General features: G+C 65.3%; 32 protein-coding genes. 30 read left to right on the forward strand and 2 right to left on the reverse strand.

Annotation, left to right across the window (positions count from 1 at the left end; genetic code table 11):
- Positions 1-102: 102 nt before the first annotated feature.
- The 13 genes from OG326_RS23785 to OG326_RS23845 all read left to right on the forward strand — a co-directional run bounded on the left by OG326_RS23785 (position 103) and on the right by OG326_RS23845 (position 6,693).
- Positions 103-903 carry a hypothetical protein gene (locus OG326_RS23785; RefSeq protein WP_327139322.1) on the forward strand — a complete coding sequence of 267 codons (801 nt, stop codon included), beginning with the start codon at positions 103-105 and terminating at the stop codon, positions 901-903.
- A 63-nt stretch (positions 904-966) separates the two neighbouring features.
- A complete protein-coding gene (locus OG326_RS23790; protein WP_327139323.1) occupies positions 967-1,887 on the forward strand; it encodes a P22 phage major capsid protein family protein in 921 nt (306 codons plus the stop codon).
- Between the two features lie 12 nt (positions 1,888-1,899).
- A complete protein-coding gene (locus OG326_RS23795) occupies positions 1,900-2,160 on the forward strand; it encodes a hypothetical protein (RefSeq protein WP_327139324.1) in 261 nt (86 codons plus the stop codon).
- Between the two features lie 15 nt (positions 2,161-2,175).
- The gene (locus tag OG326_RS23800) at positions 2,176-2,682 is read left to right on the forward strand and encodes a hypothetical protein (RefSeq protein WP_327139325.1); all 507 of its coding nucleotides are present in this window, start codon (positions 2,176-2,178) and stop codon (positions 2,680-2,682) included.
- 52 nt (positions 2,683-2,734) lie between these two features.
- A complete protein-coding gene (locus OG326_RS23805) occupies positions 2,735-2,914 on the forward strand; it encodes a hypothetical protein (RefSeq protein WP_327139326.1) in 180 nt (59 codons plus the stop codon).
- A gap of 79 nt (positions 2,915-2,993) precedes the next feature.
- Positions 2,994-3,341 carry a hypothetical protein gene (locus OG326_RS23810; protein ID WP_327139327.1) on the forward strand — a complete coding sequence of 116 codons (348 nt, stop codon included), beginning with the start codon at positions 2,994-2,996 and terminating at the stop codon, positions 3,339-3,341.
- Positions 3,341-3,649 carry a hypothetical protein gene (locus tag OG326_RS23815; RefSeq protein WP_327139328.1) on the forward strand — a complete coding sequence of 103 codons (309 nt, stop codon included), beginning with the start codon at positions 3,341-3,343 and terminating at the stop codon, positions 3,647-3,649. The genes OG326_RS23810 and OG326_RS23815 overlap by 1 nt, the downstream gene beginning before the upstream one ends.
- Positions 3,650-3,777: 128 nt before the next feature.
- Complete coding sequence (locus OG326_RS23820) at positions 3,778-4,194, forward strand: phage tail termination protein (protein WP_442791047.1); 417 nt, start codon at positions 3,778-3,780, stop codon at positions 4,192-4,194.
- Positions 4,195-4,232: 38 nt separating this feature from the next.
- Entirely contained in the window at positions 4,233-5,150 is a 918-nt protein-coding gene (locus tag OG326_RS23825) for an Ig-like domain-containing protein (protein ID WP_327139330.1), read from the forward strand.
- Positions 5,151-5,233: 83 nt separating this feature from the next.
- Positions 5,234-5,464: a hypothetical protein gene (locus OG326_RS23830; RefSeq protein WP_327139331.1), complete on the forward strand. Its 231-nt coding sequence runs from the start codon at positions 5,234-5,236 to the stop codon at positions 5,462-5,464.
- A gap of 48 nt (positions 5,465-5,512) precedes the next feature.
- Positions 5,513-5,848: a hypothetical protein gene (locus OG326_RS23835; RefSeq protein WP_327139332.1), complete on the forward strand. Its 336-nt coding sequence runs from the start codon at positions 5,513-5,515 to the stop codon at positions 5,846-5,848.
- Positions 5,849-6,015: 167 nt separating this feature from the next.
- Positions 6,016-6,294 carry a hypothetical protein gene (locus OG326_RS23840; RefSeq protein WP_327139333.1) on the forward strand — a complete coding sequence of 93 codons (279 nt, stop codon included), beginning with the start codon at positions 6,016-6,018 and terminating at the stop codon, positions 6,292-6,294.
- 18 nt (positions 6,295-6,312) lie between these two features.
- A complete protein-coding gene (locus tag OG326_RS23845) occupies positions 6,313-6,693 on the forward strand; it encodes a hypothetical protein (protein ID WP_327139334.1) in 381 nt (126 codons plus the stop codon).
- Between the two features lies 1 nt (position 6,694).
- On the opposite strand, the gene OG326_RS23850 is transcribed toward OG326_RS23845, so the two are convergent.
- On the reverse strand, positions 6,695-7,054 hold the full coding sequence (locus OG326_RS23850; protein WP_327139335.1) for a hypothetical protein: 360 nt from the start codon (positions 7,052-7,054) through the stop codon (positions 6,695-6,697).
- A 268-nt stretch (positions 7,055-7,322) separates the two neighbouring features.
- Between OG326_RS23850 and OG326_RS23855 the strand changes: the two genes are divergently transcribed.
- The 15 genes from OG326_RS23855 to OG326_RS23925 all read left to right on the forward strand — a co-directional run bounded on the left by OG326_RS23855 (position 7,323) and on the right by OG326_RS23925 (position 23,892).
- On the forward strand, positions 7,323-12,896 hold the full coding sequence (locus OG326_RS23855) for a transglycosylase SLT domain-containing protein (protein WP_327139336.1): 5,574 nt from the start codon (positions 7,323-7,325) through the stop codon (positions 12,894-12,896).
- A 71-nt stretch (positions 12,897-12,967) separates the two neighbouring features.
- Entirely contained in the window at positions 12,968-13,861 is an 894-nt protein-coding gene (locus tag OG326_RS23860) for a phage tail protein (protein WP_327139337.1), read from the forward strand.
- Positions 13,858-15,537, forward strand: a complete 1,680-nt coding sequence (locus tag OG326_RS23865; RefSeq protein ID WP_327139338.1) for a Gp37-like protein — start codon at positions 13,858-13,860, stop codon at positions 15,535-15,537. Before OG326_RS23860 ends, OG326_RS23865 begins: the two co-directional genes overlap by 4 nt.
- A 47-nt stretch (positions 15,538-15,584) precedes the next feature.
- Positions 15,585-16,034 (forward strand): phage gene 29 protein family protein, encoded by a 450-nt coding sequence (locus OG326_RS23870; protein ID WP_327139339.1) that lies wholly within the window; start codon positions 15,585-15,587, stop codon positions 16,032-16,034.
- A complete protein-coding gene (locus OG326_RS23875; RefSeq protein WP_327139340.1) occupies positions 16,031-16,867 on the forward strand; it encodes a hypothetical protein in 837 nt (278 codons plus the stop codon). The genes OG326_RS23870 and OG326_RS23875 overlap by 4 nt, the downstream gene beginning before the upstream one ends.
- A 13-nt stretch (positions 16,868-16,880) precedes the next feature.
- Positions 16,881-17,756 (forward strand): glycoside hydrolase family 25 protein, encoded by an 876-nt coding sequence (locus OG326_RS23880; protein WP_327139341.1) that lies wholly within the window; start codon positions 16,881-16,883, stop codon positions 17,754-17,756.
- Positions 17,756-18,046, forward strand: coding sequence for a hypothetical protein (locus OG326_RS23885; protein ID WP_327139342.1), 291 nt, complete (start codon positions 17,756-17,758; stop codon positions 18,044-18,046). The genes OG326_RS23880 and OG326_RS23885 overlap by 1 nt, the downstream gene beginning before the upstream one ends.
- Positions 18,047-18,436 (forward strand): hypothetical protein, encoded by a 390-nt coding sequence (locus tag OG326_RS23890; protein ID WP_327139343.1) that lies wholly within the window; start codon positions 18,047-18,049, stop codon positions 18,434-18,436.
- Complete coding sequence (locus OG326_RS23895) at positions 18,433-18,774, forward strand: LtfC-like domain-containing protein (protein WP_327139344.1); 342 nt, start codon at positions 18,433-18,435, stop codon at positions 18,772-18,774. Before OG326_RS23890 ends, OG326_RS23895 begins: the two co-directional genes overlap by 4 nt.
- 56 nt (positions 18,775-18,830) lie before the next feature.
- Positions 18,831-19,175, forward strand: coding sequence for a phage tail fiber protein (locus OG326_RS23900; protein WP_327139345.1), 345 nt, complete (start codon positions 18,831-18,833; stop codon positions 19,173-19,175).
- Positions 19,176-19,254: 79 nt separating this feature from the next.
- On the forward strand, positions 19,255-20,478 hold the full coding sequence (locus tag OG326_RS23905; RefSeq protein WP_327139346.1) for a hypothetical protein: 1,224 nt from the start codon (positions 19,255-19,257) through the stop codon (positions 20,476-20,478).
- Positions 20,479-20,509: 31 nt separating this feature from the next.
- Positions 20,510-20,872 (forward strand): hypothetical protein, encoded by a 363-nt coding sequence (locus tag OG326_RS23910; RefSeq protein ID WP_327139347.1) that lies wholly within the window; start codon positions 20,510-20,512, stop codon positions 20,870-20,872.
- 10 nt (positions 20,873-20,882) lie between these two features.
- On the forward strand, positions 20,883-22,697 hold the full coding sequence (locus OG326_RS23915; RefSeq protein ID WP_327139348.1) for a glycosyl hydrolase family 28-related protein: 1,815 nt from the start codon (positions 20,883-20,885) through the stop codon (positions 22,695-22,697).
- Positions 22,697-23,119: a hypothetical protein gene (locus OG326_RS23920; RefSeq protein ID WP_327139349.1), complete on the forward strand. Its 423-nt coding sequence runs from the start codon at positions 22,697-22,699 to the stop codon at positions 23,117-23,119. Before OG326_RS23915 ends, OG326_RS23920 begins: the two co-directional genes overlap by 1 nt.
- Positions 23,120-23,130: 11 nt before the next feature.
- Positions 23,131-23,892, forward strand: a complete 762-nt coding sequence (locus OG326_RS23925; RefSeq protein ID WP_327139350.1) for a PE-PPE domain-containing protein — start codon at positions 23,131-23,133, stop codon at positions 23,890-23,892.
- Here the strand turns inward: OG326_RS23925 and OG326_RS23930 are convergent.
- Positions 23,889-24,245 carry a DUF2510 domain-containing protein gene (locus tag OG326_RS23930; RefSeq protein WP_327139351.1) on the reverse strand — a complete coding sequence of 119 codons (357 nt, stop codon included), beginning with the start codon at positions 24,243-24,245 and terminating at the stop codon, positions 23,889-23,891. The two genes, OG326_RS23925 and OG326_RS23930, sit on opposite strands and share 4 nt — an antisense overlap.
- 309 nt (positions 24,246-24,554) lie before the next feature.
- Here OG326_RS23930 and OG326_RS23935 point away from each other — a divergent pair, with 309 nt between their 5' ends.
- Positions 24,555-25,532: a site-specific integrase gene (locus tag OG326_RS23935; RefSeq protein ID WP_327139352.1), complete on the forward strand. Its 978-nt coding sequence runs from the start codon at positions 24,555-24,557 to the stop codon at positions 25,530-25,532.
- Between the two features lie 44 nt (positions 25,533-25,576).
- Complete coding sequence (locus OG326_RS23940; RefSeq protein ID WP_327139353.1) at positions 25,577-26,188, forward strand: hypothetical protein; 612 nt, start codon at positions 25,577-25,579, stop codon at positions 26,186-26,188.
- Positions 26,189-26,192 lie beyond the last annotated feature (4 nt).

A 26,192-nucleotide genomic window follows, 5' to 3' on the forward strand; every position in this document is an offset into this window, starting at 1 on the left:
TCACCGCCGGCCTGGTGCCGACGGGACGGGTTGCCAGAAACCTGAGACCTGGTGTCTCCGGTCAGCACATCCGAGGCGGCCAGGTGCCGCGAGGAGAACATTATGACCAACCCCGTCGAACAGCCCACCCCCGCAGCCGATCCCGCCCCGGCGCCCCCGACGCAGGTGGACCTGTCCAGCATTGCGACACCGCCCCTGTTCCCACAGGAACCCGTTGTCGCGCCCGTCGCGCCCGTTGCTGACGTGGCAGATGATGCACCCCCGGCATGGCGCAAGCACATCGAAGACCTCCGCAAGGAGAACGCCACCGCCCGCGCCACGTCCGACGCCAAAGCCGAGCAGGCCGCCCAGGTGGCAGCCGACAAGGCGAAGGCGGAGATCCTCGGCATTTTCAAGAAGGCGATCGACCCGGACTCCGACGTCGCGAACCTCACGCCCGAGCAGCTCGTCGAACAGGCCCAAGCCAAGACCGCGCAGGCCGAAGCCGACGCCGAAGCGAAGATCGCTGCGGCCGAAGCACGCGCCACCGCCCACGAAGCGAAGGCCCGCGCCACCGATGTGGCTTTGGCCGTGCATCGCCGTGCCGGTGACGGGGTGGACAGCGACGCGCTGCTGGACTCCAGCAGCTTCGCTACCCGCATGGGTGCGCTCGATCCGACGGCCCCCGATTTCACGTCCCAGGTGGACACCGAAATCGCGTCGTTTCTCGACGCCAATCCCGGCAGGTACCGCAAAGCGACCGGTTTGGTGAACACGGTCCCACGCTCGGGCGGCAGTTTCGAGGCGGGCAACGCCCAGCAGCCGGCAGGCGAACCGACCGTGGAGTCCCTGCTCAAGCAGGTACAGGACGGTCGCGGCCCCGGTCGAGCGTCACGCGGATTCCGCAATGGCGGCTCCGCATAACCGGTAATCGGCCGCACTTCATACGGGTGCGGCGACCCACAGACAATTGAATAGAGGCCCAGGGTGAGCAATACCCTTCTGACTCCGTCGCTGATCGCGAAGCAGGCGTTGGCGACGCTGTACAACAACCTGATCATGCGGCAGCTCGTGTACACCGACATCAGCTCGGAGTGGACGGCGCAGAAGCCGGGCAACACGATCATGATCCGCAAGCCGGCCGTTTTCACCCCGCAGCGGTTCATTCCGAATACGAACGGCATCGTCGTCCAGTCCGCGGTGGAAGGTTCGGTCGCGGTCACCCTGGACAACCATTGGGATATTTCGTTCGGGATCACGTCGCAGGAGTTGACCACCACGGTCGTCGACTTCAACAACCAGTTCCTGGCTCCGGCGATGATGGGGTTGGCCGAGCAGATCGACCAGTCCATTCTGTCGCTGCGGTCGAACATCACCCAGACCGTCGGTACCAACTCCGGCTACCTGTGGAGCGCTCCCGGTGCTCTGATCGACGCCGGTCGCGTCCTGAAGTTGGCGAAGGTCCCCGCGGCCGGCCGTTCGGTCGTGGTCGGCCCGACGACCGAGGCCAACTGGTTGAACTCCAACCTCCTGACCACCGTCCTGAACAGCGGTAACACTGACGCGCTGCGTGAAGCGTCGCTGGGCAACCGTCTCTACGGGTTCGCCCCGTACCAGACCCAGAACGTGGGCCAGGCACCTTCCGACACCCAGGCCGGTCTGCCCAGCACCGAAATCAGCGTCGCCTTCCATGAGACGGCGTTCGCCTTTGCCAGCGCGCCCCTGGAACTGCCGGCCGGTGCTATCGCCGCGAGTGTCGAGTCCTACGACGGCATCTCGATGCGTGTGGTGTTCGCCTACGACCAGGACGAGAAGACGATGGTGTGCTCCGTCGACACCCTGTACGGCGTCACCACCCTCGACGCGTCGCGTGCATGCCTGATCCAGGGCGCGCTCACCTCTTCGTAAGGAGTCAGCCGAATGGCGAAATATCAGCATGTCAACAGCGGTCAGGTCGTGGAGGTCCTTCCCGGGGCCGAGCACGAGCATTGGACCCCTGACCATCAGGGCCACGACCCGCAGTTCGCCCGCGACCACCCGAAAATGTGGCAGCCGAAGCCGTGGTGGGCGTGGGATCAGTGGACCCCCGTCCACGACAACACCCCCGTCACCCCGCCCGTGCAGGACGCGGATGTGCCACCGGTGCAGGACGCGGACACGAAAGTGAAGACAACCAAGTAGGACGGCGGTGGATTCGTGTCCTACCCCTATCCCACGGGGATGCTCGTCTACGCCCAAGTCTCCGACCTCACCACGATGTCGGCGACGACCGGCATCCAGTGGATGAGCGTCGCCCCCGCGAATGCGGGCGCGCTGATCCGGCGGGCCAGCAACCTGGTCACCGAAGCCACCGAACAGGACACGTACTACACGTATCCGATACCAGCCGCACAGACCGCACCGTCGTCCGCGCCCTGCGGGACGACCGCCGGGATGCCGGTGCTGCCGTATCAGGCGCAAGCGTTCGTGGATGCGGTGTGTCAGCAGGTCGTGGAGTGGTCCACGGCCGCTGTCAACCCGGATGCCGGTTTGGTGGGGCAGCCGGAAGTGATCGGCCAACAGTCGGTTCCCGGCGGGGCGGTCACGTATATCGCCGAGCAAACCCAGCAGTGGCAAAAGGATTCCGTCGAATGCCTGTGTAGTGCGTCGCTGCGGATCCTGCGGCTGGCCGGTCTAGCCGTCAACCGCCCGTACACCTTGTGACACCGCATTCCTCGCGGTATTCACCCTCCCCTCGCAAGAAAGAAGTCTCGCCATGGGCATGACCGCTATCCCCGCCCCGAACGTCGATGCCCGCCCGGTCACTTCGGTGGCCGCCGCGACCATCAATACCCGTCCGGCCGACGACACCTTGTCGAAGTCTTACGACTCCGATGCGGTGCCATCCCCGTCGGCGCCGGCAGTGTCGATCGTCGGCACCGACGGCTCCATGTGAGCACTGTGCACGCCTGCTAGGGGTGTCTCGTTCCCGCTCCTAGCAGGGCACAGGCCCCGACCTTCGATGTGAGGCGGCCATGACGACAACCTCACTGGCGCTGGAGTTCCCGGCCGGCTCCATGCTTGCGGTGGTGCGCGCCCCGACCTACGACCCTTTCGGTGATGGTGAGCGGGTCCTCGACCATGAGATCGGCCCGTGTGACATCCCGTATATGGCTTCTCGGCCGGTGCGCGGCGCCGCTGACAGCCGGGCACACGCCTACGTCGATATTCGTGCCCCCGCCACTTCCGATGTCCTCAAATCCGATTGGCTGCAGTTGCCCAACGGGCTGTGGGTCAAGGTGACCTCGATCCCGAACACCCCGCGCAATCCCTTCACGGGCTGGAGCCCTTTCACGCATTTCCAGGTCGAGAGGGTGAGCTGATGCGTTACGACCCCGCTGGAAACGATTTCAGGGAAGTACCGCGCACTTCCGAGCATGTGCGCACCATCCTGCGTCGCAAAGCCCGAGCGGGAGCGGACTATTGGCGGTCACATTCGGTGGTCGATACCGGGTACAACGCCGCCCATGTGGAGGTGCTGGACGGGTCCAGCGGCTCCGGGGAGTTGCAGGCGATCATCTACTGCTCCGGCTACTACGCGAAATGGCGTGAAATCGGCAGCAGCAGAGCCGGTCCGCGCGCACCGGAATGGGTTCTGCGCCGGTCGATTCCGACGATCGAGAAGTCGTGAACGCCGCGTTTTCCGGGACCGGGACCCTCACCAACGGCACCGCGGCCTGGTTCTCCGGCGAGGGTTCCCTCGCTGACGACACCGTCTACCTGAGTGCTCCCGCTGCCGGGGCCGGTGCGCTCACTGTGGTGACCGGGGAGCCGTATCCGGAGCCGGGGGAGTTCCCCGACTTCGAACGGGTCCTGGTCGACCTGCTCACCCCGATCACCTACACCTGCCAGGTCCTGCCGCCTTCGGATGACTTGTTGCAGGCGGCGCTGCCTTTGCTGTTGGTGCGCCGCGATGGCGGCGGCCTGGACTTCAACGCTGTCACCGACACCGCGAACATGCGGGTGGTCGCGTTGTCGCACAAGCGTTCCGATTCGTGGCGTTTGGCGCGGCAAGTGCGTGAGGCGGTCCTGGCCTGCCCGGGCACCGGCAATGCCGGTGTGCTGGTGGATTGGTGCGAGGAGATCACCGGGCAACTCGAGATCGGTGACCTCGACCCCTTGAACAGGTCCGTCGAGGTGGCATTCCGGATGATGGCACGCCGCCAATTCCCTTAGCACACAACTGAATCCACACAATCGAATAGAGGCATCGCATGACTGCGACCACCCTGACCGCGTTGAAGGCCGCCAAGACGAGCCTGCTGCTCAAGCCCCTCGACGCCGCAGTGTTCCTGGCCCCCTGGTACACGGCAGCACCCACGGCGTTCACCGACTCGAGTTCCGCACTGCAGCCGCTACCGGCGCCTTTCCAGTCCGTGGGGTTCATCGACAAGAAGACCGGTATCGCGTTCGCCCGCAATATCACCGACGACCCGATCGAGTCCTACGGTGAGCTGGAACCGACCCGCGACGATGTGACCAGCGATATCACCACGATCGAGTTCGAACCGCAGGAAACCCGGCTCGCGACCCTGCAGCTGACCAACAACGCCAATCTGTCTGCGGCACTGGCCAACGGCGCGTCCGGTGAGTTCTTCTTCGCTCAGCCGCTGTACCCGCAGATCCAGTACTACTCGTGCATCATCATCGGCAAGGACGGCAACGACGCCGCCCCGATCTACGTGTACAAGGTGATGCCGAAGGTCGCGGTCACCAAATACGGTGGCGAGCAGTGGACCCCGACCACCACACTGAGCCAGAAGCTCACCCTGACCTGCTTCAAGGACGACAGCGCCGGATATGCCGTAGCGCACGGATTCGCGGGGCTGGGCTGGAAGAACCTGCTCGTGTCGACCGGTATCGGGTACACGGTCACCTCGATCACCGTCACCCCGGCCACCGCGAGCCTGGTGCATTCACCGGCCGGCACCCAGCAGCTGGCCGTGACCGATCAGCTCGGTGGCACGCTCACCACCGGTGTCACCTACGTCTCCGGGACTCCCGGAAACGCCACCGTGAGCGGGTCGGGTCTGGTCACCGCCGTCGCGGCCGGTTCGACCGTTGTCACCGCGACGTTCACCCCCGCCGGTGGTTCGCCGGTCACCTCGACCTGCACGGTCACCGTCACCTAGGAAGTTCGTGGGCGGTGCGGGTGTGTGTCTCCGGTCGCGCCCGCCCGCTCACGGCTCAACCACCGGAGAAGAGCGGAAAAATCATGTCGATCCCGACCGAATACCCGGTCACGATGCTCGCTACCGACGGCCGCGAATACGAGGCGGCCAACGCGTCCGCCTACGTGACCGCGGTCTACGAGCTCGGCCACAGCCGCAAACCTGCTCCCGTACCTGCGGCTCCCGCGCCCGCGCCCGCGCCGGCGTTCACGGCTGCGGCAGTCGTGAAGCCCGAAGTCCCCAAGCCCGCAGAAATCCCGAAGTCCCTCACCTAGGAGTGGGCGGCGCGCTGCGCATTCCACTCACCCTCAACCGGAGAATCCATGCCCCCACGTAAGAAGACCGACGAAGTATCCGAAGTGCCACAGGGGCGTTTCTACGACCTGCAGCAGGAACTCGCGGGCAAGCGGCGCGGCCCGTACCGGCTCACCGCCGACATCGAGATCTCGATGCCCACTCGCGGGCAAATCAGACGGATCTCGCAAACCGACGACTATGACGAACAGTTGGCGATCCTGCTCGGGGGCCATGTCGCCGCTGTCGAAGAGCTGTACGAGGACCGGCCGCTCGATGAATGGGCGGCGTTCCAGACCGACCTGCGCGCGCACTTCTTCGGCCAGGGCGCCGCGGAGCTGCCGGGGGGATCGGAGGGCTCGTAGCGTTCTGGGACCGCTACGGTGCCGCACTCGACTACGACCTGCTCGAGCGTGGCATCGACGTCCGGGAATGCTTCGGGCCACCGAACTATCGGGACCGGGACTGGCGCACGATCTGGGCGTTCAAAGACCGGCTGCCGCGCGGCTCCCACTACAAAGCCGCCCTCGCGATGGACCCGGATCTCGCGGCAAGGCTCGTCGAAATCGAGGACGACGATGAACCCTCATCCACACCCGAGGGGTACACGATCGACACCTACCTGCTGCTGTCGGTGATCGACGCCTTGCAGGGTGTGCAAGCCGCGGTTATTGCCGCGGCCGGTGTGGATCCGCCGCGCATGTCACCGATGCCGCGACCGGCGACCGCGTTGGACGAGGCGCGCGAACTGCGGCGCATGCAGTCCATACAGACATTGATCGACCAATTCACCACCCCGGCTCCGGGGTGAACCTCGAGAGGGAACCTCATGATCCTCAAGGCCGTTCTTCCCGCCCAGTCCGCAGGCGGCGGTACCTCTGTGACCGTTGCCGGTACCTACGAAATGGAAGCCTACAACCCCGACACCATCGGCGCTGTCGTGATCGTCGCACCGTCGGCGGTTACCGGTGTGGCGACCAACAACTTCACGGTGAATGTGCGGCAGGTGCGCGCGGGCACTGCGCTGTCCACGATCGCTACCCAAACCTTCGCGCTCGGCACCAATCTCGCCGCCGAAACCCCGTTCACACTCACCGTCCCCACCCAGCCGCTGCTGTCCGCCGGTGATGTGGTGGACGTGCAGCTGGTGCAGAACGGCACCGGCCTCGCTGTTCCCGTGGGTGTCGAGGTCGAAGTCCACATCGGCTGATCTAGGAGTTCTGGCCGCCGGCCGGGCAGTCAGCCTGGTTGGCGGCGGCCAGCGCCTGCGCAGTGTCTACCTTTGATTGCCGATAGGCGTCGGTGGCGTACGCCCATCGCACGTTCGCGTCGCTGCTGTCCTGCATCGAGTAATTGTTGCTGGGCAACAGAGTGTCGAGATAGTGCTGGTGCGTATTTCGCACCGCGTACGCGTCGTTGATCTGAGTCTGCTCTGCCTGCGCCAACGACCGATTGAAAGTGCCGCACGCGGTGCGGCCATCGGCGACCGGGGCGGCAGAGGCCACCGCGCCGCCGGAAACGGAAACCACCGCGCCGGCCAGAGCTGCGGCGGCGCACATACGAATCGACATTCAAGTTCCCTCAAGCCATAGCAGCCCCCACAGGCCGCGTTGCGGCACACGGTAACGCCGGTACGCATAGCGCACCAGGGGAGCGGGCGGATTCCGGAAACATCTCCACAGGCGCGCCGGGCGACGCGCCCGACGCGCCGACCGGAGCACTGAAACAGCACTGCGGGTGCGGCGAATCGTCCTGTAGCGCAGAGCTGTTCACTGCGTCGCGCGCACCGCCCTGCGAATCCTTGTGTGACACAACTTAATAGAGGTGGTGAGCCGCGTCATGGCCGAATCCGACAGCTACTCAGCGGGCACTGCCTATTTGGCCATTGAGGCAGCGCTGGCTGAGGGGTTCGAGGCAGACCTTGCCGCCAAGCTCGCGTTGATCAAACCGCTCCCGATCTCGATCACCGCAGATCTCGAGCAGTTCGCGAAGGACCTCGACAAGGGCTGGTCGGACCTCGGTCACACCTTGAAGGTGCAGGTCGAGCCGATCATGTCCGGCAAGCCCTTCGGTGAAGGCCTGGCCCCGGTCCCGATCGAGGCCGAGCTGAAAACCGACAAGGCTGACGCACAGCTGCGTGAGTTCTTCTCGGTGGTCCCGATCTACGAGATCCCGGTGGTGCTCAACACCGCCGCCGCCGACGGGCAACTCGAGGACCTGCGCCGGCGTGCCGCGGAACCGATCACCATGAACGTCAACCCCGCCGGGCAGCGTGGTGGCCAGGGGCAGGGGTTCGCGCCGGGCATGGCGGCGATGCATCAGTCGCAAGCCGACGCGGCACGCCGTGTGCTGAACGCGGCAGCGCAGCAGGAACCGGAAGTCGCGTCCCAGCAGCTGCTGGCCGGCGCCGCGAGGAACGCCCCCGACGCAGCGCAACAACTGCTGCTCAACGGCTCGCACCAGAACCGCGCCGCAGGGTCTCCGTACGGTGAGGACACCAAAGCGGCCGCGCTGGAATTGATGCGGCAGGCCTACGCGCAAGGAATGTCGCAGGCGGCGGCGAGCCGGTCGGCCGCAAGCGGGTTCGAGAACGGGCCTGCGGCGGCCACGGTCGCGGCGTGGGCGCGTGATGCGGGGCTGACACGCCCCCCGCGCGGAAGCACCGCCGACACCGGCAGCGATGATCGCTCCGCATCCAAACCTGATGTGGTTCAAAAGGATCTGCTTGCTCGGCTTGCGCGCATGCAGGACGATGTCGAGCGCCGGATTCCGCTCACCGCTGAGGGTGAGCAGGTGCGGCGCAGCATCCGCCAGGCTGGTTCCGGGATCGCCGGCATTGTCGGGTCCCCGCTGCCTGAGGATCCGGCGGCCGCCGCGGAGCATCGGCGTGCGGCCGCGGAGTCGGTCGGCAATTTCCGCAGCGATGCGGAGAAGGATCTGCGGTCGGTCGGGGTCGACAAAAACGCTAACGGTCTCAACGGTCTCACCGCCTTCTTCAAGGCGCTGGGCAGTGATGTCAGCTTCGGGAGCTTGCTCGGGGCGGCCCCGAACCTTGGCGGGCACTCCTCGTGGACCTCGATGTTGCGCGGCTCGGGCGGCGGTGCGGGAGGCGCGGAGGCCGGTGCCGCCGGTGCCGCGGAAGGCGCGGCCACTGGTCTCGATGCGCTGAGCGCGGCCGCCGGTCCCATCGGTGTCGTGCTCGTCGGATTCGGGGAGGGTCTGAAGACTGCGCTCGGCGCGGCGGTCGAGTTCTCGATGAAGGTCTCCGAGGTCGCGCTGAAGATCGGCGGAATCGCCTTCGCCGGTGGGTTGCTCGCCGATGCGGGTGCGGCCGGTCTGACCGGGATGTTCGGTGCGCACAACGTCGGGGGCGCACTGCAGGCCCAGGACGCGGTGCACGAGTGGCAGATCGACCCGAATGCGCAACGCGCACAGCAGTCTTCGGTGATCTCCGCCCAGCAAGGGCAGGTCTCTGCCGGTGAGGGTGTCGAGCACTCCCAGTGGGGTGTGGAGGATGCCCTGTTCGGTGCGAAGGCGGCGCAGGAGCAGTTGACGATGGCGCAGGAGTCCGCTGTCCTGGCGCAGCGCAGCCTCAACGACGCCTACCGGGAATCCGCCCGGAACGTCCGCGACATGAACACCGCCCTGCAAGACGCGAAGCTCAATCAGGAGGGCGCGGCGCTGGCGGTGGCCGAGGCGCGCACCAGCTTGTTGCAAACGGAGCTCTCACCTGATTCGACAGCGATCGACCGTCAGCGCGCGCTGTGGAATGTCGACTACACCAAGCAGCGCTATGCGGAGTCGAAGAACAAAACCTCCGACGCGTCGGTGGATGCGTCGATTGCCAATCAGCGTGGTGTGAACGATTCCACCCCGGTGCTGCAGGCCACGCAAGGTGTGCAGCAGGCCAGCCTCGGGGTGGAGCAGGCCGTACACGCGCAGGTCGATGCCGGTCACCAGATCACCGCGGCCTCCGAGCAGATCGCCGCCGCCGCGGTGCAGGTGCAGTTGGCGGGGTTGGCGATGGCGCAAGCGCTGAATCCGACACCGATCGACGACTACAACGTGGCGCTGTCGAAGCTGTCGCCTAACGCCCAAGACTTCGTCAAAACCCTCGGTGCTATGGCACCGGATATGCGGGATTTGCAGCGGGCCGTCCAGGATCAGCTGTTCGAGAATCTCGGGGCGTCGATAAAGAAGTTCTCCGACGATCAAGGCATCGCGATCGCCGAAGCGACCACCGGTATCGCCCATGCCCTCAACACCGGATTGCGGGACGCGCTCAGTGGTGTGGACCAATTGTTCACCCAAATGCAAAGGGACGGCACCTGGGATGCGTTCCTCAAAGGCGTCGAGGATTTCGCGAAGGGTATCGCCCCCGTCATCGTGAGCGTCGTCGACCTGTTCATGACGCTCGGTGCGAAAACGTCACCCATTGTCGGGCCGTTGATGACGCAGCTCAGTACGAGTATCACCAAGATCGCTGGTCCGCTCGGTGATCTGGCGAAGTCCTTCGGTCAGGCCCTCGTCGATATTCTGCCGTCGCTGACCGACGATTTCATTGCGTTCGCGAAAACGGTCACCGACTCGAACATGATGGATTCACTGTCGCAGGTTTTCCAGGAGCTGTCTCACATTTTCGTCGAGTTGGCTCCCGATATCGGTCCGCTGGTGAGTGCACTCGCCGACGATTTCATGGCATTCATGAAGGGATTCGACAAGGGCGGCGGCACCGGCACCATCAAAACATTGGCTGACGGTTTCATCGATCTGTTCAAGGCTGTCGGGCCGCTTATGGAACCGCTGGGCCATTTGATGGCCACTGTGCTGCCACTGCTGATCGGGTACGTGATCGAGCTGATCCCGTGGATCGAAAAAATGGTGCCCAAGTTCGAGAACTGGTGGCACACAGCGCAACCGCTCGTCGAGCAGATCGGCAAGCTGATCGACCACCTCCCCGGCCTGATCAAGGCCAGTGGAGACGTGCTCGGCCCCATCGCCGCCATCGCGGGCGCATTCATGGACGTGTGGACCGCGATCGACAAGGTCGTCACCAAGTTCGACGATTTCGTGCGGAAGCTGACCGGGTCGAAGAAGGGCGACCTGACCGACAGCATCCTGCACGGGATCACCGGCATGCTCGGTCTCAACGTCATCACCGATCTCGGCCACGCTACCGGCGGCCCGATCAGCGGGCCGGGAACCGGCACCTCCGACAGCATCCCGGCGATGCTCTCGGACGGCGAGTACGTGATCAACGCCAAGGCGGCCGCCAACCACCGCCCACTGCTGGACTCCATCAACTACGGGGCTCAGGGTTTCGCCGGCGGCGGCGCGGTCTCGGCGTTGAGCAGCCTGCGCAATGTGGCGTTCATACCGCGCCAGCTCGCCGGAAACCCGAAGAGCGTCATCGCGAAGGTCGCCTCGAAAGGCATCCGTAAGTTCGCGACCGGCGGCCCGGTCAAGGCACAAACCTGGGGCATCAACCACCCGAACATCCCGTACGTGTGGGGTTACAGCGGTGTGGACGGGGCGGACTGCTCCGGGTATGTGGGATTGCTGCAGCAGGTCGCGACCGGTATCGCGAACCCCACCAAACGTATCGGTGTCACCGGTGATGTGGTGGCCGGGACGTGGCCGCAGCTCATCGCGGGCGCCTCCAAAACTGATCCGTTCGTCATCGGCGCGAATGCCACCCATATGGCGGCCTCGATCCTCGGCACCAATTTCGAGGAGCGCCAGCCCGGTGAGGACGCACGGATCGGCACCCGCGCCACGTCTCCGTTCGATCCGCAGTTCACGGTGGTGGCGCATGTGAATCCGCAGGCGTTCAACCCGGCCTACGTCGCCGACGCCACCGACACGACAGGCAACGGTGGTTCGGCCCCCGACCCGGACGTGGCCGCCCTGGGCAGCACGACAGACCAAACGGCGGGGGAGTCGGCCCTGACCGGGTACAAGCCCAGCACCTGGTCGGATTGGGCGGGAGACAACACCACCAAGGGCATCGAGAGTCTGGCCCAGTTCGGGACGTTGTTCCCGCCACTGACCGGCGACGCCCCCAAGGGTCCGATGGACGCATTCAAAACCCAGCTGACGCAGGCGACATCGGATGCCCCTGCCGATCAACAAGATTGGCTCAAGAAGTTCCTGGTCGGATTGACCGACTCCGGAACAGGAACAGGAACAGGAACGGGGACAGCAGCACCAGCGGATCAGACGCCCGCGACCGGAACCGGCGCGGGCGACGGGACCGCCGCCGCGGCGATCACCCCGCCGAACACGACGGCCGCACCGCCGTCGAAGGGCACCGACCAGCTCGCGTCGGAAGGCGCGTCCGGTGGACTTCTCGGGGCCGCGTACCACGCGCTCGGGGGGTTTTCCAAAGCCGCGGGCAAGTTCGTCTCCGGTCAGGTATCGAGTGCGCTCAACGTGGTCGGTGGCAGCAGTCTCGACAATGTCCCGGGGTGGGTCAAGGGCGCCTACGCCTACAACACACTCCTGATCAGCCAGCAATCGCTGCAGCAGCAAACCGATCTGAAAAACGCCCAAGCCGCGCTCGCCCGGAGTACGCAGTCGAACACCCCCGACACCACGACGACCGACAGTGCTGCTCCCGCACCGGATGCCACCACCAGCACTACCGGTGGTGGTGGGAACTCCGGTGCCACTACGGCTCCGGCACCCAATCGCGACGCGCACCAGCAATCCTCGCCGAACAACGATCCGGCGTTGAACCACGACGCCCACAGCAGCGGGGCGTGGTCGGTCGACCCGTCGGTCTTCTCCGCGGTCAAGGGCGCGGCAGCCTTGTACGGGTGGTCCACCGGGGCGCAATGGGCGGCGCTGTATCAGCTGATCGGGAACGAATCCTCCTGGAATCCGGACGCATCCGCCGAACCGGCGTCGGATGCGTTCGGGCTGTATCAGTTCCTGTCCACGACCTGGGCTGATGTCGGCGGGTACAAGTCGTCCGATCCGAAGGTGCAGGCGGTGTACGGCGACAAGTACATCCAGCAGCGGTACGGGGATCCGGTGAAGGCATTGGCGGCCTGGAATTCGAGGTCACCGCACTGGTACGCCTCCGGCGGAGACGTATCCGGAGACGGGTCCAGCATCGGCGACATGATCCCGGCGATGCTCTCCAACGGGGAGTTCGTGGTCAACGCCAATGCCGCGGACCGGCATCGGTCGCTGCTGCATGCGATCAATACCGATGCCGCCGGGTCGCAGGCTTTGCAGCTGCGGCAGGTGATCCCCTCCAAAGGCTTGGTCGGGGCAGGGGTTTCGCGCGGCGGCCCGGACAACAGCACCACGATCAACGTCCACGCCGCCGATGTCGAGCAGGGATTCCAGCGCGCCCAGCTGTATCAGCAGCAGCGCGCCGCTACCTACACCAGCCGCTGGCGGTAACCCGCCTGCTCAGGTCCGGGCAGGTGGGTTACCGAACAAGCAACCCCCACAACTGAATACAGGAGGCGACTTTGGCGACGCCCGCAATGATCCAGCTGACCGGCGTCGACAACTCCGTGTGGACGCTGGCCGGTCCCGGGCAAGCTCAGCAGGGTGTGGAGTTGGGGACCAACCCCAGCGGGATCTACGACGCACCGGTCACCACGATCTGGAACCAGTCCGCGTTCCAGATCGGCAGTACTTTCGCCGGGTACAAGATCCCCAAACGCGACGTCGTGTTCGGGGTCAACATCTTCGAACTGCCCGGAATGTCCTGGCAGTCGGTGGATTCGGCGTGGCGCAGGGCGTGGGCGTACGACCAGGACTCGACGCTCACGATCACCACCGAGACCGGCACCCGGTCCCTGCTGCTGCGGATGTCGCAGCAACCATCCATGTCCTCGGTCCATGATCCGCACCTGAAGCTCTGGGCGCAGGTCACCATGACCTGCACCGCAGGTATTCCCTGGTGGGTCGAGCAGGACTCCACTCAGAACTGGGTGGCGCCGATCGACACGACCGGCGGGGCTATCACGTCCGGGACGATCCTCATCGAGAACCCCACCGATCAGGCCATGTACCTCAAGTGGGTGTGCTCGGCGCCGGCGCAGTGGACGTTGCCCGACTTCTCCTGGGGCAACAACTTTTACGGGCGCGCGAGCACCGACGCGAACCGGGTGATCACTCTCCCGCGTACCAGTGCCGGTCAAGACCTGACGGTGGACACGGACCCGATGGCGGAGATGATCGTCGCCGCTGACGGGTCACTGATGTGGGCGCTTATGGGCGGTGTCAGCTTCGAATACGCTGTCCCGCCCTATACCAAGTCCACCGCTGTCCCGGTATCGGTGACCTACGCCCCCGCGGGCGCATCGGTGATGTGCGTGCAACCGCGCAACTGGTCGCGTCCGTGGGGTGGGCAATGACCAACGTTCTCGATCTGCCCAAGATCTACGCCGACGCGAAAGCTGTTCAGCGGCACCGGCAAATCCAACGCTTCTCCCGTCCGCTGGTGCGCCTGTGGGACGGCAACTGGGTGTTGCGCGGGAACTGCACCCAGGAGATCGGCGGGGACTTCATCTGGCTGCTGAACGAAACCGGTACCGGGAAATTGGTTCTCCCGCCGGAGAGCTACCTGGCGAAGTGGGCCTTGTCCACGATGTCCTCCAACCCGCAGAACGTGCACATCACCGTCGACAAGAACGGTGCCCGCTGGGGCGGGCGGATGTCGAAGGCCACCGTGAAGACCGACGACCAGGGCATCACCGTGGTCGAACTGGACTTCCTGCACGACTACGAGGAACTCAAACACATCTGTGTGTGGAGCAATCCGCTGCTACCGGCTATCTTCCAGTTCCCCAAGGACTTCATCCTGGCCGGCCCCAGCGTCTGGACATTGAAGCTGGCCTTGTTCTTGCAGCTGCTGCGCCTGGAAGCGTCGCTGTGGGCGCTGCCGGACGACCCGCTCGATATCAACGAGTGGTTCGACCTCGATCAGAGCACCTGGCCGATCGTGGTGGCTCCCACCGATTTCCTGTCCGACGACTCGCTGTGGACCGTCTTCATCAGCCGCTGGAAGATGTTCCACGAAGCAGCCGCTCCCACACTGGATTTCGCGCAGCTGATGGTCACCACCCGGCGCTGGTTGACCGGAGATCCGCCGCCGTGGCCGGGCGCGAACCTGCGCAACGGCTGCCTGGTGGTCGACATCGTCAACAAATCGGGGTTCTTCACCGGCACCTCCACCGGCGGAAACGCGTTCAGTGGTCTCGTCTACACCGGCGAAGTCCTGATCAACGACTTCCTGGACAACCAGGGTGTCATCCTGCCGGATCCGAACGACCCCGCCGAGTACAAGAACCCGGGATGGATCGGGACACTGCCCTCGGATCCGTGGGTGATCTACCGGCCCGAAAAGCACACCGGTATCCAAACCTCGCAGTTCGTCATCACCCCGTTCACCGACGTCCAAATGTTGAGCGGAGGGCACTCAACCCCGGGCGTGAACGATGCCATCGAAGCAGCGATCGAGCTCGCCGGTGAGCTGGTAGGCGCAGCGATCCAAGCCACCGGCGTCGGTGTGCTGGCCGGCGGAACCGGTATCGGTGCCTCCATCGGAAACATCGCTGCCACAGTGCTATCGCCCCTGTTCACAGACGTGATCGCAGCCTGGGTCAGCACCAAGGACCCGGTCAGGGCGTACACCGCGGGCTGGTCGCACTACTACGAGCATTTCCAGACCGGCGCCGATAACGCCTACACCCTCGACAGTTTGATCGCGATCGTCGCGGCACTCTGGGCGACCCGGTCGTTCGTCTCCCATGACCTGGTGGTCGCCAATGGCGCCCCCTACCTCGTGGGAGATCAAGGGCAAGGGGACTTCTTTCTCGGCGACCGGGTCGGCTCCACGGTGAAGGGCATGCCGGCGGGGGAGATCTTCGTCGACCAGGTCTCCCAGCTCGAGCTGGCCTGGGACGTGAAGACGGCTCCCGACTGGAAAATAACGATCGGTACCAGCAGGGAGACCGAAGACCCCTTCGGTAAGGCAATGAAGATGGTCCAGACCGTCATGGGCGGACTCGCGGACCTGTCGGTGATCTGAATCCCGTTCGGGCGCAAAAGCATTCCACAACTGAACAGAGGTGAGACATGCACATCCCCCTTCAGGAGGGCTGCGACCCGACCAACCCGGAAGAGGCCTTCCTCTGGGCGTTGGTCGGGCTCCCCGGACCGCGCGGGGCGCCGATGCTGCTGAGCCCGAAAATCCTGCGCAAATGGTCACAACACCTGTGGGAACTGGGCATCCGGCACGAGCCGAGCGAACAGAAACGCGAATATCACCCGCCTGCCCGCGGCGCGCACCACTGGGTCAACGGCGCCGGCCGCTGGGTCGACAAAGGCACCGCGCGGGCACCGCGGATCACCGCCCCCGACATCACGATGTTCACACCCGAAGAGCGAACACACCTGGTGCGGCAGCTCATCGAGCACGGTGAGCTCAAGCATCTGGCCACCCCGCAGCACCAGCCGAACACCGCCATCGTGGGCCGTGCCCGGCGAGAAGGTCATGGCCACGCAGGAAACGCGGAGGTGCAATGACCTCCCCGGATGGGGCAGTACCCGATGGCGCGTACGTCGGTGATCCCAACTCCCCGAACAACATTGCGGCACTGGCGAACATGACCCAGGCATCAGCGTTGTCGATCATCTCGGGAAATGTGGTGAACGCGTTCAACAGCGCGGGCACCAACATCGGCAACCTGGTCAATCAGGGCACCGGCCCGGTACAGAACCAGGTCAACAACAGGCCCACCTACACCGAGTCGCCGTTGAATATCCCGCTGTGGGTCAACATCAACAGCGACGACGACCCGACATTCCCGTTGTCGCAGTTGGTCAATTGGACCGACGTCACCTCCTCGTCGAGTTCCGTCGAGGATGCCGCACCGATCTACACACCGGCGACCGACGTCCTGGAACTGGGGTTCATCAGAGCCACACGGGACCGCACCTATTCCACGGTCGGGCTGATCACCGGCACAGGGGCGTGGGGCAACGCGCCGAATATGTTCTGGGTCTACGTCTACCGGATGGACCCGTCGACGGGGAACCTCACCCGGCTGTGGACCTCGGGGGACGTCGAAGCGGCCATCACTTTCCAAGGCACCCAGTTCCGGCTCTCGATGCCGACCCTGCAGGTACATCAGGGTGACGTATTCGCGGTCGGCATCCAGCAGAACGCACCCTCCATCGGCACCGCGTGCAGGCCGCTGGCCTGCCTGTATCAGGCGGTCACCGACCAGCCACCGGGTGTGTATCCCCGAAACATCTACCAGTACTACAACGCCACAACGTCCTACCCCGCGCCCGTGAATATCGCGCAATCGACTCTGACCGACGGCAACTGGATTCCCTGGTTCGTCCTCGGCTGAGGCAGGAGCCCCGATGACCCTCTTCGGCATCGACATCAGCAACAACAACGGCGCTGGCATCGACATGAGCCAGGTCAGGAGCGAAGGCTTCGACTTCGTGTTCTGCAAAGTGTCCCAAGGGGATTCGTTCGCGGACGCGACCTGGCCCCGATATCGGGATGCCGCCCTCGACGCCGGTCTGCTGGTCGCCGGGTACCACTACCTCGAGGACGGCGACCCGCACACCCAGGCGGCCTGGTACCTGCGTCACCTCGGCGACGGTGGCCGGTGCGGGGTGATGGTCGATTTCGAGGCCGGCAGCGGAAACGAAGCCAACTACTGGGGTTTCGTGAACGCGGTCAATGCGCTCGGGCGCACCGTGAACCTCTCCTACGAGCCGCGCTGGTACTGGGACCAGATCGGCGACCCGGACCTGACGCAATTGCCTGGTCTGATCCAGTCCAGCTATGTCAGCGGCACCGGATTCGCCGCGGCGCTCTACCCGGGTGACGGCTCCCCGATGTGGAGCGGGTTCGGGGGCGCACAAGTCCAGATTTTGCAGTTCACCGATGCGGCGCAGGCAGCCGGACATGTGGTGGACGCCAACGCTTTCCGCGGCTCCCGCACCGAACTCGCGGGGCTGCTCGGCTTACCGATCGACAACCCTGGAGGTACCGTGACCAACCCTGTTCCTGACCCCGGCACCCCCGCCGACCTTGCCCTGAGGGTCGCTGACATCGAAACCCAACTGCGCGGCCCGGGCTTGACCGGGTGGCCGCAGCTGGGTACCAACACCGCCGGTGCGAACCTGACCCTGGTGGACGCGATCGCTGCGCTGCGCGCGGACGTCGCCACCCTGCTGGCCCGTGTACCCGTGCCGCCCGTTGTCCAGGTGAAGGCGGCGTTCTGATGGGAACCGTGTTCTCGCGCAACGCGAAAGCGGTGGTGTCCGCGATCGGCGGTGTACTGGCGGTGCTGGCGTCGGTCGCCGCGCTGGCCCAGTACGCACCGGTATCGGTGTGGGCGCCCGCTGGCGGTGTGCTGACCGCGCTGGAGGCGCTGCGCACCGCGAATATCTGGTTCGTGCGCAACGAACCTGCGATCGAGCAGGCGGTGGGCGAGGCCGGTGACCTGGTGGACACCGTGGGCGCGGCCGTGCACCCCACCGGCGCCGCCCCGGCTCCCGCAGCGGGCGTTTAGGTGCCCGTCCTGGAAACGGCCACCTTGTCGGCGGCGACTTTCCTCGGCGGCACCGGTCTCTCGTCGTTCTTCATGTGGTTGCGGGCACGGCAGCGCGCACCGGTGGAGCAGATGCAGGGGCAGATCGCCGTGGCGAAAGGCATCAACGACATGGCCCTGGCCACACTGCAGAAGGTCGGCGTCGAACTCGGGGAGGTCACTGCCCGGCTGGACCGGGTCGAGGCGGCGCAGGAAAAGACCCTCACCGAACTGCACCGAGTGGACGGGTTGTTCCGGGAAGCGCTGAGCGTGTTGCGGATGGTCATCGAGGCCGTGCAAGCCGAGCGGTTGCCGAAGCTGACGATGTCCGATGATCTGCTGCGCGAAATCGCGAAGGTCGCCCGGCAATGACCGCGCCGACTCTGCCGAGCTACCTCGGCTTCGAAGCGACCGTGATCCCGATCCTGCTCTACACGGGAACTACCTTCTCGCAAACGATCTCACCGTCGGGGACCGGGGTGTTCCCGACCGGCACCACCGTGCAGTTGGTGCTCACCAGCCCCGGTGGTGCGGCGTTGGGCACATGGTCGGCGACCGTGACGCCGACGACCGCGACGTGGTCGGTGGCGAACACGATCGCGGACCTGATCCCGGTGAACACCCGCTATCTGATCACGGTCACCTTCCTGACGACTCCGGTGACGACTTTCCCGTGGTTCACCGGCGTGGTGCTGCGCCCGAAGTTCTGACCGATTCGCCTGATCCGTTCCCGCACAACTGAATACCAACTGAATAGGAGCCTGCCATGGCTATCGCTGTGACCGCGACCAAGAACGCATTGTGCACCACCTACTCCCAGCAGGGCGCTTACATCTCCATTCACACCGCCGACCCCGGCAGCTCCGGTGCGAACGAAGCGAGTGGCGGCAGCCCCGCCTACGCGCGCATCCAAACCACTTGGGGTACCGCGGCGTCCTCGCAGATCACCGGCAGCGCGGTCACCATCAACTTGGCCGCCGGCACGTACACCTATGCCGGGATCTGGACCGCCGCGACCGGTGGCACGTTCATCGACAAGGTCGCTATCGCCTCCACCACCCTCGGCGCACAGGGCTCGCTGATCGTGACCCCGACCTTCTCTATTACGTAAATCGGCTGCCAGACAACGTATTTCACCCTCACGCTAGTGTGTCGACGGGAGTCTGACCGTGCCGACGTGGACGTCCCCGTTGCCCACCACCCCTACCCTGGTCGCCACTGAACCGGCGATCGGGGTGTTCACGAGCCCGCTGCCGGGCGTGGTGGTGGCGTTGATCGACTCCTCCACCATCCCGTTCATTCAGCCGATCGCCGCCGCCAATTTCACCGGCACAGGCACAGTCGCTTTGCCCTACAGCCCGTCCCAGCTGACCCCGTACACGCAAGGCGTCGCCGGATATCTGGCCTCCCAAACCCTGTCGTGGACATGCACGCAGACCGGTGCGCTCACCGCCGCCGGTTCCGCGACCGCAGTCGCGAAGGTCGGATCCGGTGGGGCGGTAGTCACGGCAGCGTTGACCGGTGTCGGCACCCTGAAACGGCCGGAGTTCACCGGGATCGGTGGCGGTGCTCTGACCGTGACCGCCGTGTTCGGTGCGCTGCTGGTCGCGGCATTCGCCGGCACCGGGACCACCACAGCCACCGTCAGCGTCGGCTCTCCGTTCCTGGTTGCCGCGTTCACCGGCGGCGGGACGTTGGCGGCGCTCGTGGCCTCGAGCGAAGCCGTACCGGCATCCGCCAGCGGTGCCGGCACCTTGAGTGCGACTATCGCTGCGATAGGAAGCGTCACTGTCGCAGCCTCGTTCACCGGTGCCGGTTCGCTGGTTGCGCCGATAGCACCGTTCAACGCCACCGGCACTCTCACCGCCCTGATCGGTGCCCCCGCCATGTTCACCGGTACGGGTGTCCTGTCGGCGCTGTCCGGTCAGTTCGGCGGGTGGGGCACCGTCGGGGCGCTGACAGCGATCGTGAGCATCCCCGCCTACTTCTCCGCCACCAGCACGACCAAGCTGTTCATCACCCCGACCTTGCCGTTCGCCGCAGTGGGCACCACCACCGTCACCATCAAACCGTCCTCGACCGAAGCGGCCGCCGCGGCCGCGGTCGGCACGCTCGCTGCCGCCTTCCAAGTCACTGTGTCAGCTGGGTTCTCCGGCACGGGCACCCTGGGCGAAACCGAGTTCATCGTGATGGCCGCCAACGGCACCGGTGTCGGTGCCGCGACCGTCACCGCGGTATGGAGCGAAGCCGAACCCGCGACGTTCACCGCGGCCGGGTCGCTTGCCATGGCTGTGTCCGGATCCGGTGCCGCCTACGCACTGGTCATGGAATCGCCGCTGTATCAAAACTTCTCAGCCACGCACGAGGCATTGGGATGGTGGTTCACCCCAGCACTGGATGACGCCACCGCCTGAATGCTGTTGATGCACAACTGAATAGAGGACCATGACAACGAACTTGTTGCTGGCGACCACGATGACGCCGGAACTCCTGCTGTGGGGGCCGATTGGCACCTCGGATGCGGCCGTCTACACGTGCCCGGCGTTGAGCAGTGTGAAGATCGCCACCGCGGTGATCTGCAACGTCACTTCCTCCACAGCCACAGTGTTCATCGGTCACGCCCGCTCCGGCGATACCGCAGGGGTGGGTCATCACGTGGTGCACGGGTACCAGCTCAAGGCAGGCGAGTCAGTCAGTCTCACCCCATATCTGGGTGGCGCCATGCTGACTGCCGGTGACTTCATCACCGGGTATTCGGGCACCGCATCTGCGGTCAACCTGACTCTCACCGGCACCGTTTCCGCGTAGGGGGACCGCAATGACACTTCTGAGCGGCCCCACCCTGCTCTTCCCTCTGGTCGGCGGCCGGTCCGTGTCCGTGACGGACTTCGGCGCCGTCGGCGACGGCACCGTGGACGACACGGCCGCCATCAACGCGGCCTTGGCCGCCAGCGCTGCGGTGTACTTCCCGACCGGCACCTACAAGGTCACCAGCGCGCTGACCGTCGCGAGCGGGCAGTACCTGTTCGGCAACGGCCTCAACTCCGAACTCCAATACGGCGGCACGTCCACGCTTTTCAGCCTCTCGAGCCTTCAGGACGTCACCTTCTCGGCGCTGAGCATCTACCTCTCCGGAGCGGGTGCGACCGCGATCAGCCTGTCCGGCTGCTTCCTGTGCCAGGTCGACAAGGTCCGGATCCGGGGCGCGCACACCGACAAGACCGTCTCCACCTATCAGGGCCAGGTCGGGCTGTCGTTGTCCTCCAATACGGGCAACACCCGCATCCACAGCAGCCATTTCGCGAATCTCGGTATCGGGCTGAAGACCTCGTGCATCCAGAACGAGGTCACGAACAGTCGCTTCACCAACAACTGGAAGTCCGTGCTGGGCACCGGCAACTCCGGCAACGCGGGCCTGGTCGTCGTGGCGTCCGAATTCATCGGCACCGCCTCCAGCCCCTATTCGACCTTGGACCACATCCACATCGACGGGTCGGCGAACACATGGGTCGTCGATGCCTGCTGGTTCGAGGGCACCGACAACGCCCTGGTGGTCGGTGATTCCACCAACGGCGGACCCTCCTCCATGATGCTGTCGGGCTGCAAGATCGCCGCCCGGACGACCGGCGTCATCTGGAACTACTGCCGCCAGCCGAGCGTGATCGGCTGCGAATTCAACGCCGACGCCGGCGGCACCCAGACGGAGATGACGTTCCCCGGGTCCGGGCTCAATTACGAAGGCCTCGGCCTGAACAACATCACCACACTGAGGTCGGATTTTGTCGATTCGGATTATCCGCAGTACTGGAATGTGGCCCGCCGCGGCCAGTTCCGGGTGCCGAACTTCACCAGCTCCTCGAACTTGACCGTCGCCGGGACGACCTCCACCGGGAACCTCGCGGTCACGAACTCCGCGACCAACGGGTACCTGCTGACCTCCGATGCGTCCGGCAACGCCACCTGGCAGGCACCGACCCAGATGCCGACCGCCACGAAGACCGGCGCCTACACCGCGGCCGCCGGGGACCTGGTCGTGTGCTCGGCCAGCGGCGGCGCGTTCACCGTCACCTTGCCCACTGCGCCGATCGCCGGCACCCGGGTCACGGTCATGAAGACCGACACCAGCACCAACGCGGTCACGGTCGCCCGTGGTGGCAGCACCGACGTCATCAACGTCACCGGCGTCACCTCGCTCACGCTCACCAACTACCTCGCCACCGCTGTCCTCGTGTACAGCGGTGGTGTCTGGTTCAACCAGGAGGCGAGCACCCCGGCCCATATCTCCTGGCTCGTCCAATCCTCCATCCGCGCAACCGGATACGGGGACTCGCCGGAAGGCTATTACGTTCCGCAGGCCATGGAAGTGCAAGCGGTGCAATTCCGCATCGGCACCGCCGACGCCTCCGGGACCTCCGCCGCGCAGCTCTACACCAACACCACCAACGCCTCTACCGGCACCGCGCTGTCGGGTGCCAGTGTGGCGTCAGCGGCATGGAACGTCGCGAACACGAAAACCCTTGTCACCGGGCCGTGGCTGATCGCCGCAGGGACGTTCGTCCAATGCAACGTCACCTCTGTCGGAACGACTCCGGGGCTGCGGCTGACCGTCGACCTGATCGGTCAGTGGCTCTGATGTTGTTCCTCCGCGCTGCCGCGGGCGCCCACCCCATGGGCATGAACCTGACCAGCAACTTCAGCATGGGCACCGGCACCACCGCGCAGGTCACCGGCTGGACGGCCCGATCAGGGTTCCCGAGCACGGTGATCACCTCCTCCAAACTGGTTGCCGACAACGCCGGGACGTGGACAGTGAACTCCAAGACGACAGTCACCAGCTCCTGGGGCACCGCGTCCGCGCTGACGATGACGATCATGAAGAACGCGTCCTCTTTCGGCACGTACTCGGTCGCCTTCGGGTCCAGTTCCGGCACTTTCACACCCGCATCCATCACCCTGGCGCGGGGGGATCTGGTGTGGCTCGAATACACCACCCCGTTCGGTGCCAGCGGCACGCTGTCGTCCGGGTCGACGAACACCTTCCTCACCTTCAGCTGAGAGGCCCACCCATGCCGGTCGACGTCGTCACCTGCCGCGGCACCGGCGAACCGTTCCAGGGCGCCACCAACATGCTCGCTCACGTCACCGCGCTGCTGGATACAACGAAGTTCCGAATCGTCGGTGACGTGTCGTATCCGGCGACCGTCGGCGCGGCCGGCGCGGCCTGGAACATCTGCGGCGCAAGCGAGGACGAATCGGTCCGGGAAGGGATTATCAACCTCGCCAACCTGATCCGCTCCACCCCCAACACGGTCGGTGTGCTCGGCTACAGCCTCGGAGCCCTCGTGGTATCCGGATTCCTGGAAGCCAAAGCGCGCGGCGAATACGCCGATTGTGAGGTCGCATGGGTGGGGACCGTGGCGAACCCCGCACGCGCACAAGATAGTTCGATAGACCCGCAGCCCTTCGGATTCGGGGTTGCCGGACAACACGGGCCGTGGCCGGCGATCCCGGTATGGGAGGCAGCGAACCCGGCCGACGTGATCACCTCCTGCCCAAGCGACAGCCCACTGCGCACCTTCGCTGACGGCATATCCGCATTCAGCCTCGCTGACACCGGCGGCTGGACAACAGATCTCATCGACAGGGTCCGCACCCACCGATGGCAACCCGACGATCTCGGCTCGCTATTGCACCCGGTCGCCACGTGGCGACTATGGTCCACCGCGGCCGCGGCCATGGAGGGCTACACCGTCGGCGGCGCTCACACGACCGCCTATATCGCTGGCGGCTACCTCGACCGGCTGGCCTCGGCAATCAACGCCGCTTAGCGGCTATACGGAGCTGCGGGCGGCGGCGGGGGAGAAGGTGCAGCCTGAACATGCTGTGTCCATTGGATGCCGTCCCACCACCGGAGTTGCCCTGGATAGCCAGGGTCGCCGAACCAGCCGGGCGGAGTCGGGTTCGGGCGCACCGCTTCCCGCGTATTCGCGTGATCGAGCGCGGTTTGTTGCTGGCGTAGCGCCTGGAGCTGTTGCGCGTTCTGCGCTACCTGCATCCGTGCCGCATTACGGGTCTGCCGCGCATATTTGGCGGCATCTGCTGCCGGATTGCTCCAGCGCACGAGGCCCATAGTAGAAAGACTTACTGACTTTCGGATCAGCCCCACGATTCCTGCTTTCATCCCCGCCGGGGGGCGCCCGGCACGCTGCACATTAACACGCAGTGATCGAATCAGCTTCGCGTACAGGCACTTTGGCTCTGCGACAGCGGACCAACCAGTCGCTTCCGGACGCCCCGCTCCTCCCGGTTTGGTCCGGCACAGGAGCGGGGCGTCTTTCGCGTTCTCAGGCAGCTGTGACCACGGCCAGAACGCCTCGAGTTTTCGGCCAACCTAAGGATCGCTCGATGCCCGAAAACTCGAGGTGGCTGAGTTTGTCGGTGCCACCTGCGATTCTGAAGCCATCCACGCTGGCACAAGAAGCGAAGGCTGATGGGCGCGATGGCGTTGAGTGGGCAGGATTTGGCGGTTTTGCGGGAGTCCGGTGTAGCCGGATTGCGTGGCCGGGATCGGGACGAGTTCTGGCTGTGGTTGGCCGGGCGTTCGTTTACCGAGGGGACGCGGGAGGAGTACTACAAGCAGGCGCTCCGATATCGAAAGTGGTTGGTGGCCAACGAGGCTCATCCAGACGCGTTGGATGACGGAGCGGCACACGATGATGCGGTGGTGGCGTATTTGACGGAGTTCCCGGCGACACACAATGTGACGCTGGCGGCTCTGCGCGCGTTCTACGCGTACCTCGGGTTCAGTGAGGTCGGAGTGGAGCCGGTAGACGTCCCGCAGGCGGTGCCGGGTGCGTTGACACGGCAGGAGGTGTCACGGGTGCGAGCAGCAGCAGCTGCGCGATCGGCACGCGATTACGCGCTGGTGGAGTTGGGGTTGCAGGTCGGTCCGACGACCTCAGAATTGTTGGCGCTCAATGCCGAAGACCTTTCGCTGTCGGCGCGGGCCGGATGGATTCGGTTGACGTCTCTGGACGGGGCTGTGCGGGATCGGGAGCTGACGCGCCCCACAACACGGGTTCTCGAGGGCTGGTTGGCCGTGCGACGCTCAATCCTGGACGGCGACGGATGCCGGCGGCCTCGAATCAGGTCCGAGCATGCGCTGTTCATCAGCCTGAATACGCGCCAGCGCTTCGAGGACAACCGAAGCTTGCGCAGGGTTGTGGCCAGAGTCGGGGCTGCCGCTGATGTGGTGCGTCCACTGCTGAATCCTGCCCGGCTGCGTGCAACAGCCGAAACTCGGTTACTCGCTTCAGGGATGGACCCGAGAGAGGTAGCCGCGTGGATGGGCCAAAAGCATGTAAACACACCACGGGTGCGGGCGCTGATGGGCGGTGCCGGGGCGCTGTCAGCAGTCGTCGAGGTGGGATCGGAGCCCCAGCAGCTGAGCCTCGACTTAGGGTTGTGAGTCAGATCGCGCTCGGGGCGCAGCCGACCTTGTAGGGTCATCGCATGCGTTTCAATTGCGCGGCAACGGTTCTGGCGTCGACGCTGCTGATCGCCGGGTGCGGGTCAAGTTCGACCGCCTCGGGCCCGACCCCGCCGACGACTCCCGCATCGGTCAGTCCGGTCGCGACAACATCACAGTCTGCGGACTCGCAATGGGCCGCGCCGATCTCGACGCTGTGCGACCTGGTCACTTCGGTGCAGGCGGCGGGAATCTTCTCTGTCTCTGTCTCTGCCGGTGACGTCTCGGCGATCGATGTCGGAACATCCGAGCACGAGGACCCTGGACTGCAGTGCACCTACTCGGCGCACGAGACGGACCCGGCGCACATGGTGGTCGTTGGCATGGTCGGCACCGGCGGGGAACCCGACGGCCTGGATTCGCGAGGCTTCTTCTCCAAGTGGGCGAAAGAAGCGGAGAAGGCCGAGCACCAGACTGTTCCGAAGCTCGGCGATGACGCGTTCTGTGAGCTGGCCGCCGGTGCCCATGGGCCGCTGCCGACGCTTGTGGTTCTGGCCGGGCAGCGTGTGCTCGATCTGACTGCGTTCGAGTCGGCCGACAGCTGCGACACGCTCGCGCGGTTCGCCCAAACAGGGTTGGCGCGGCTCAACGGGTGAACTG

It is taken from the genome of Nocardia sp. NBC_01327 (assembly GCF_035958815.1).
Taxonomy (GTDB): domain Bacteria; phylum Actinomycetota; class Actinomycetes; order Mycobacteriales; family Mycobacteriaceae; genus Nocardia.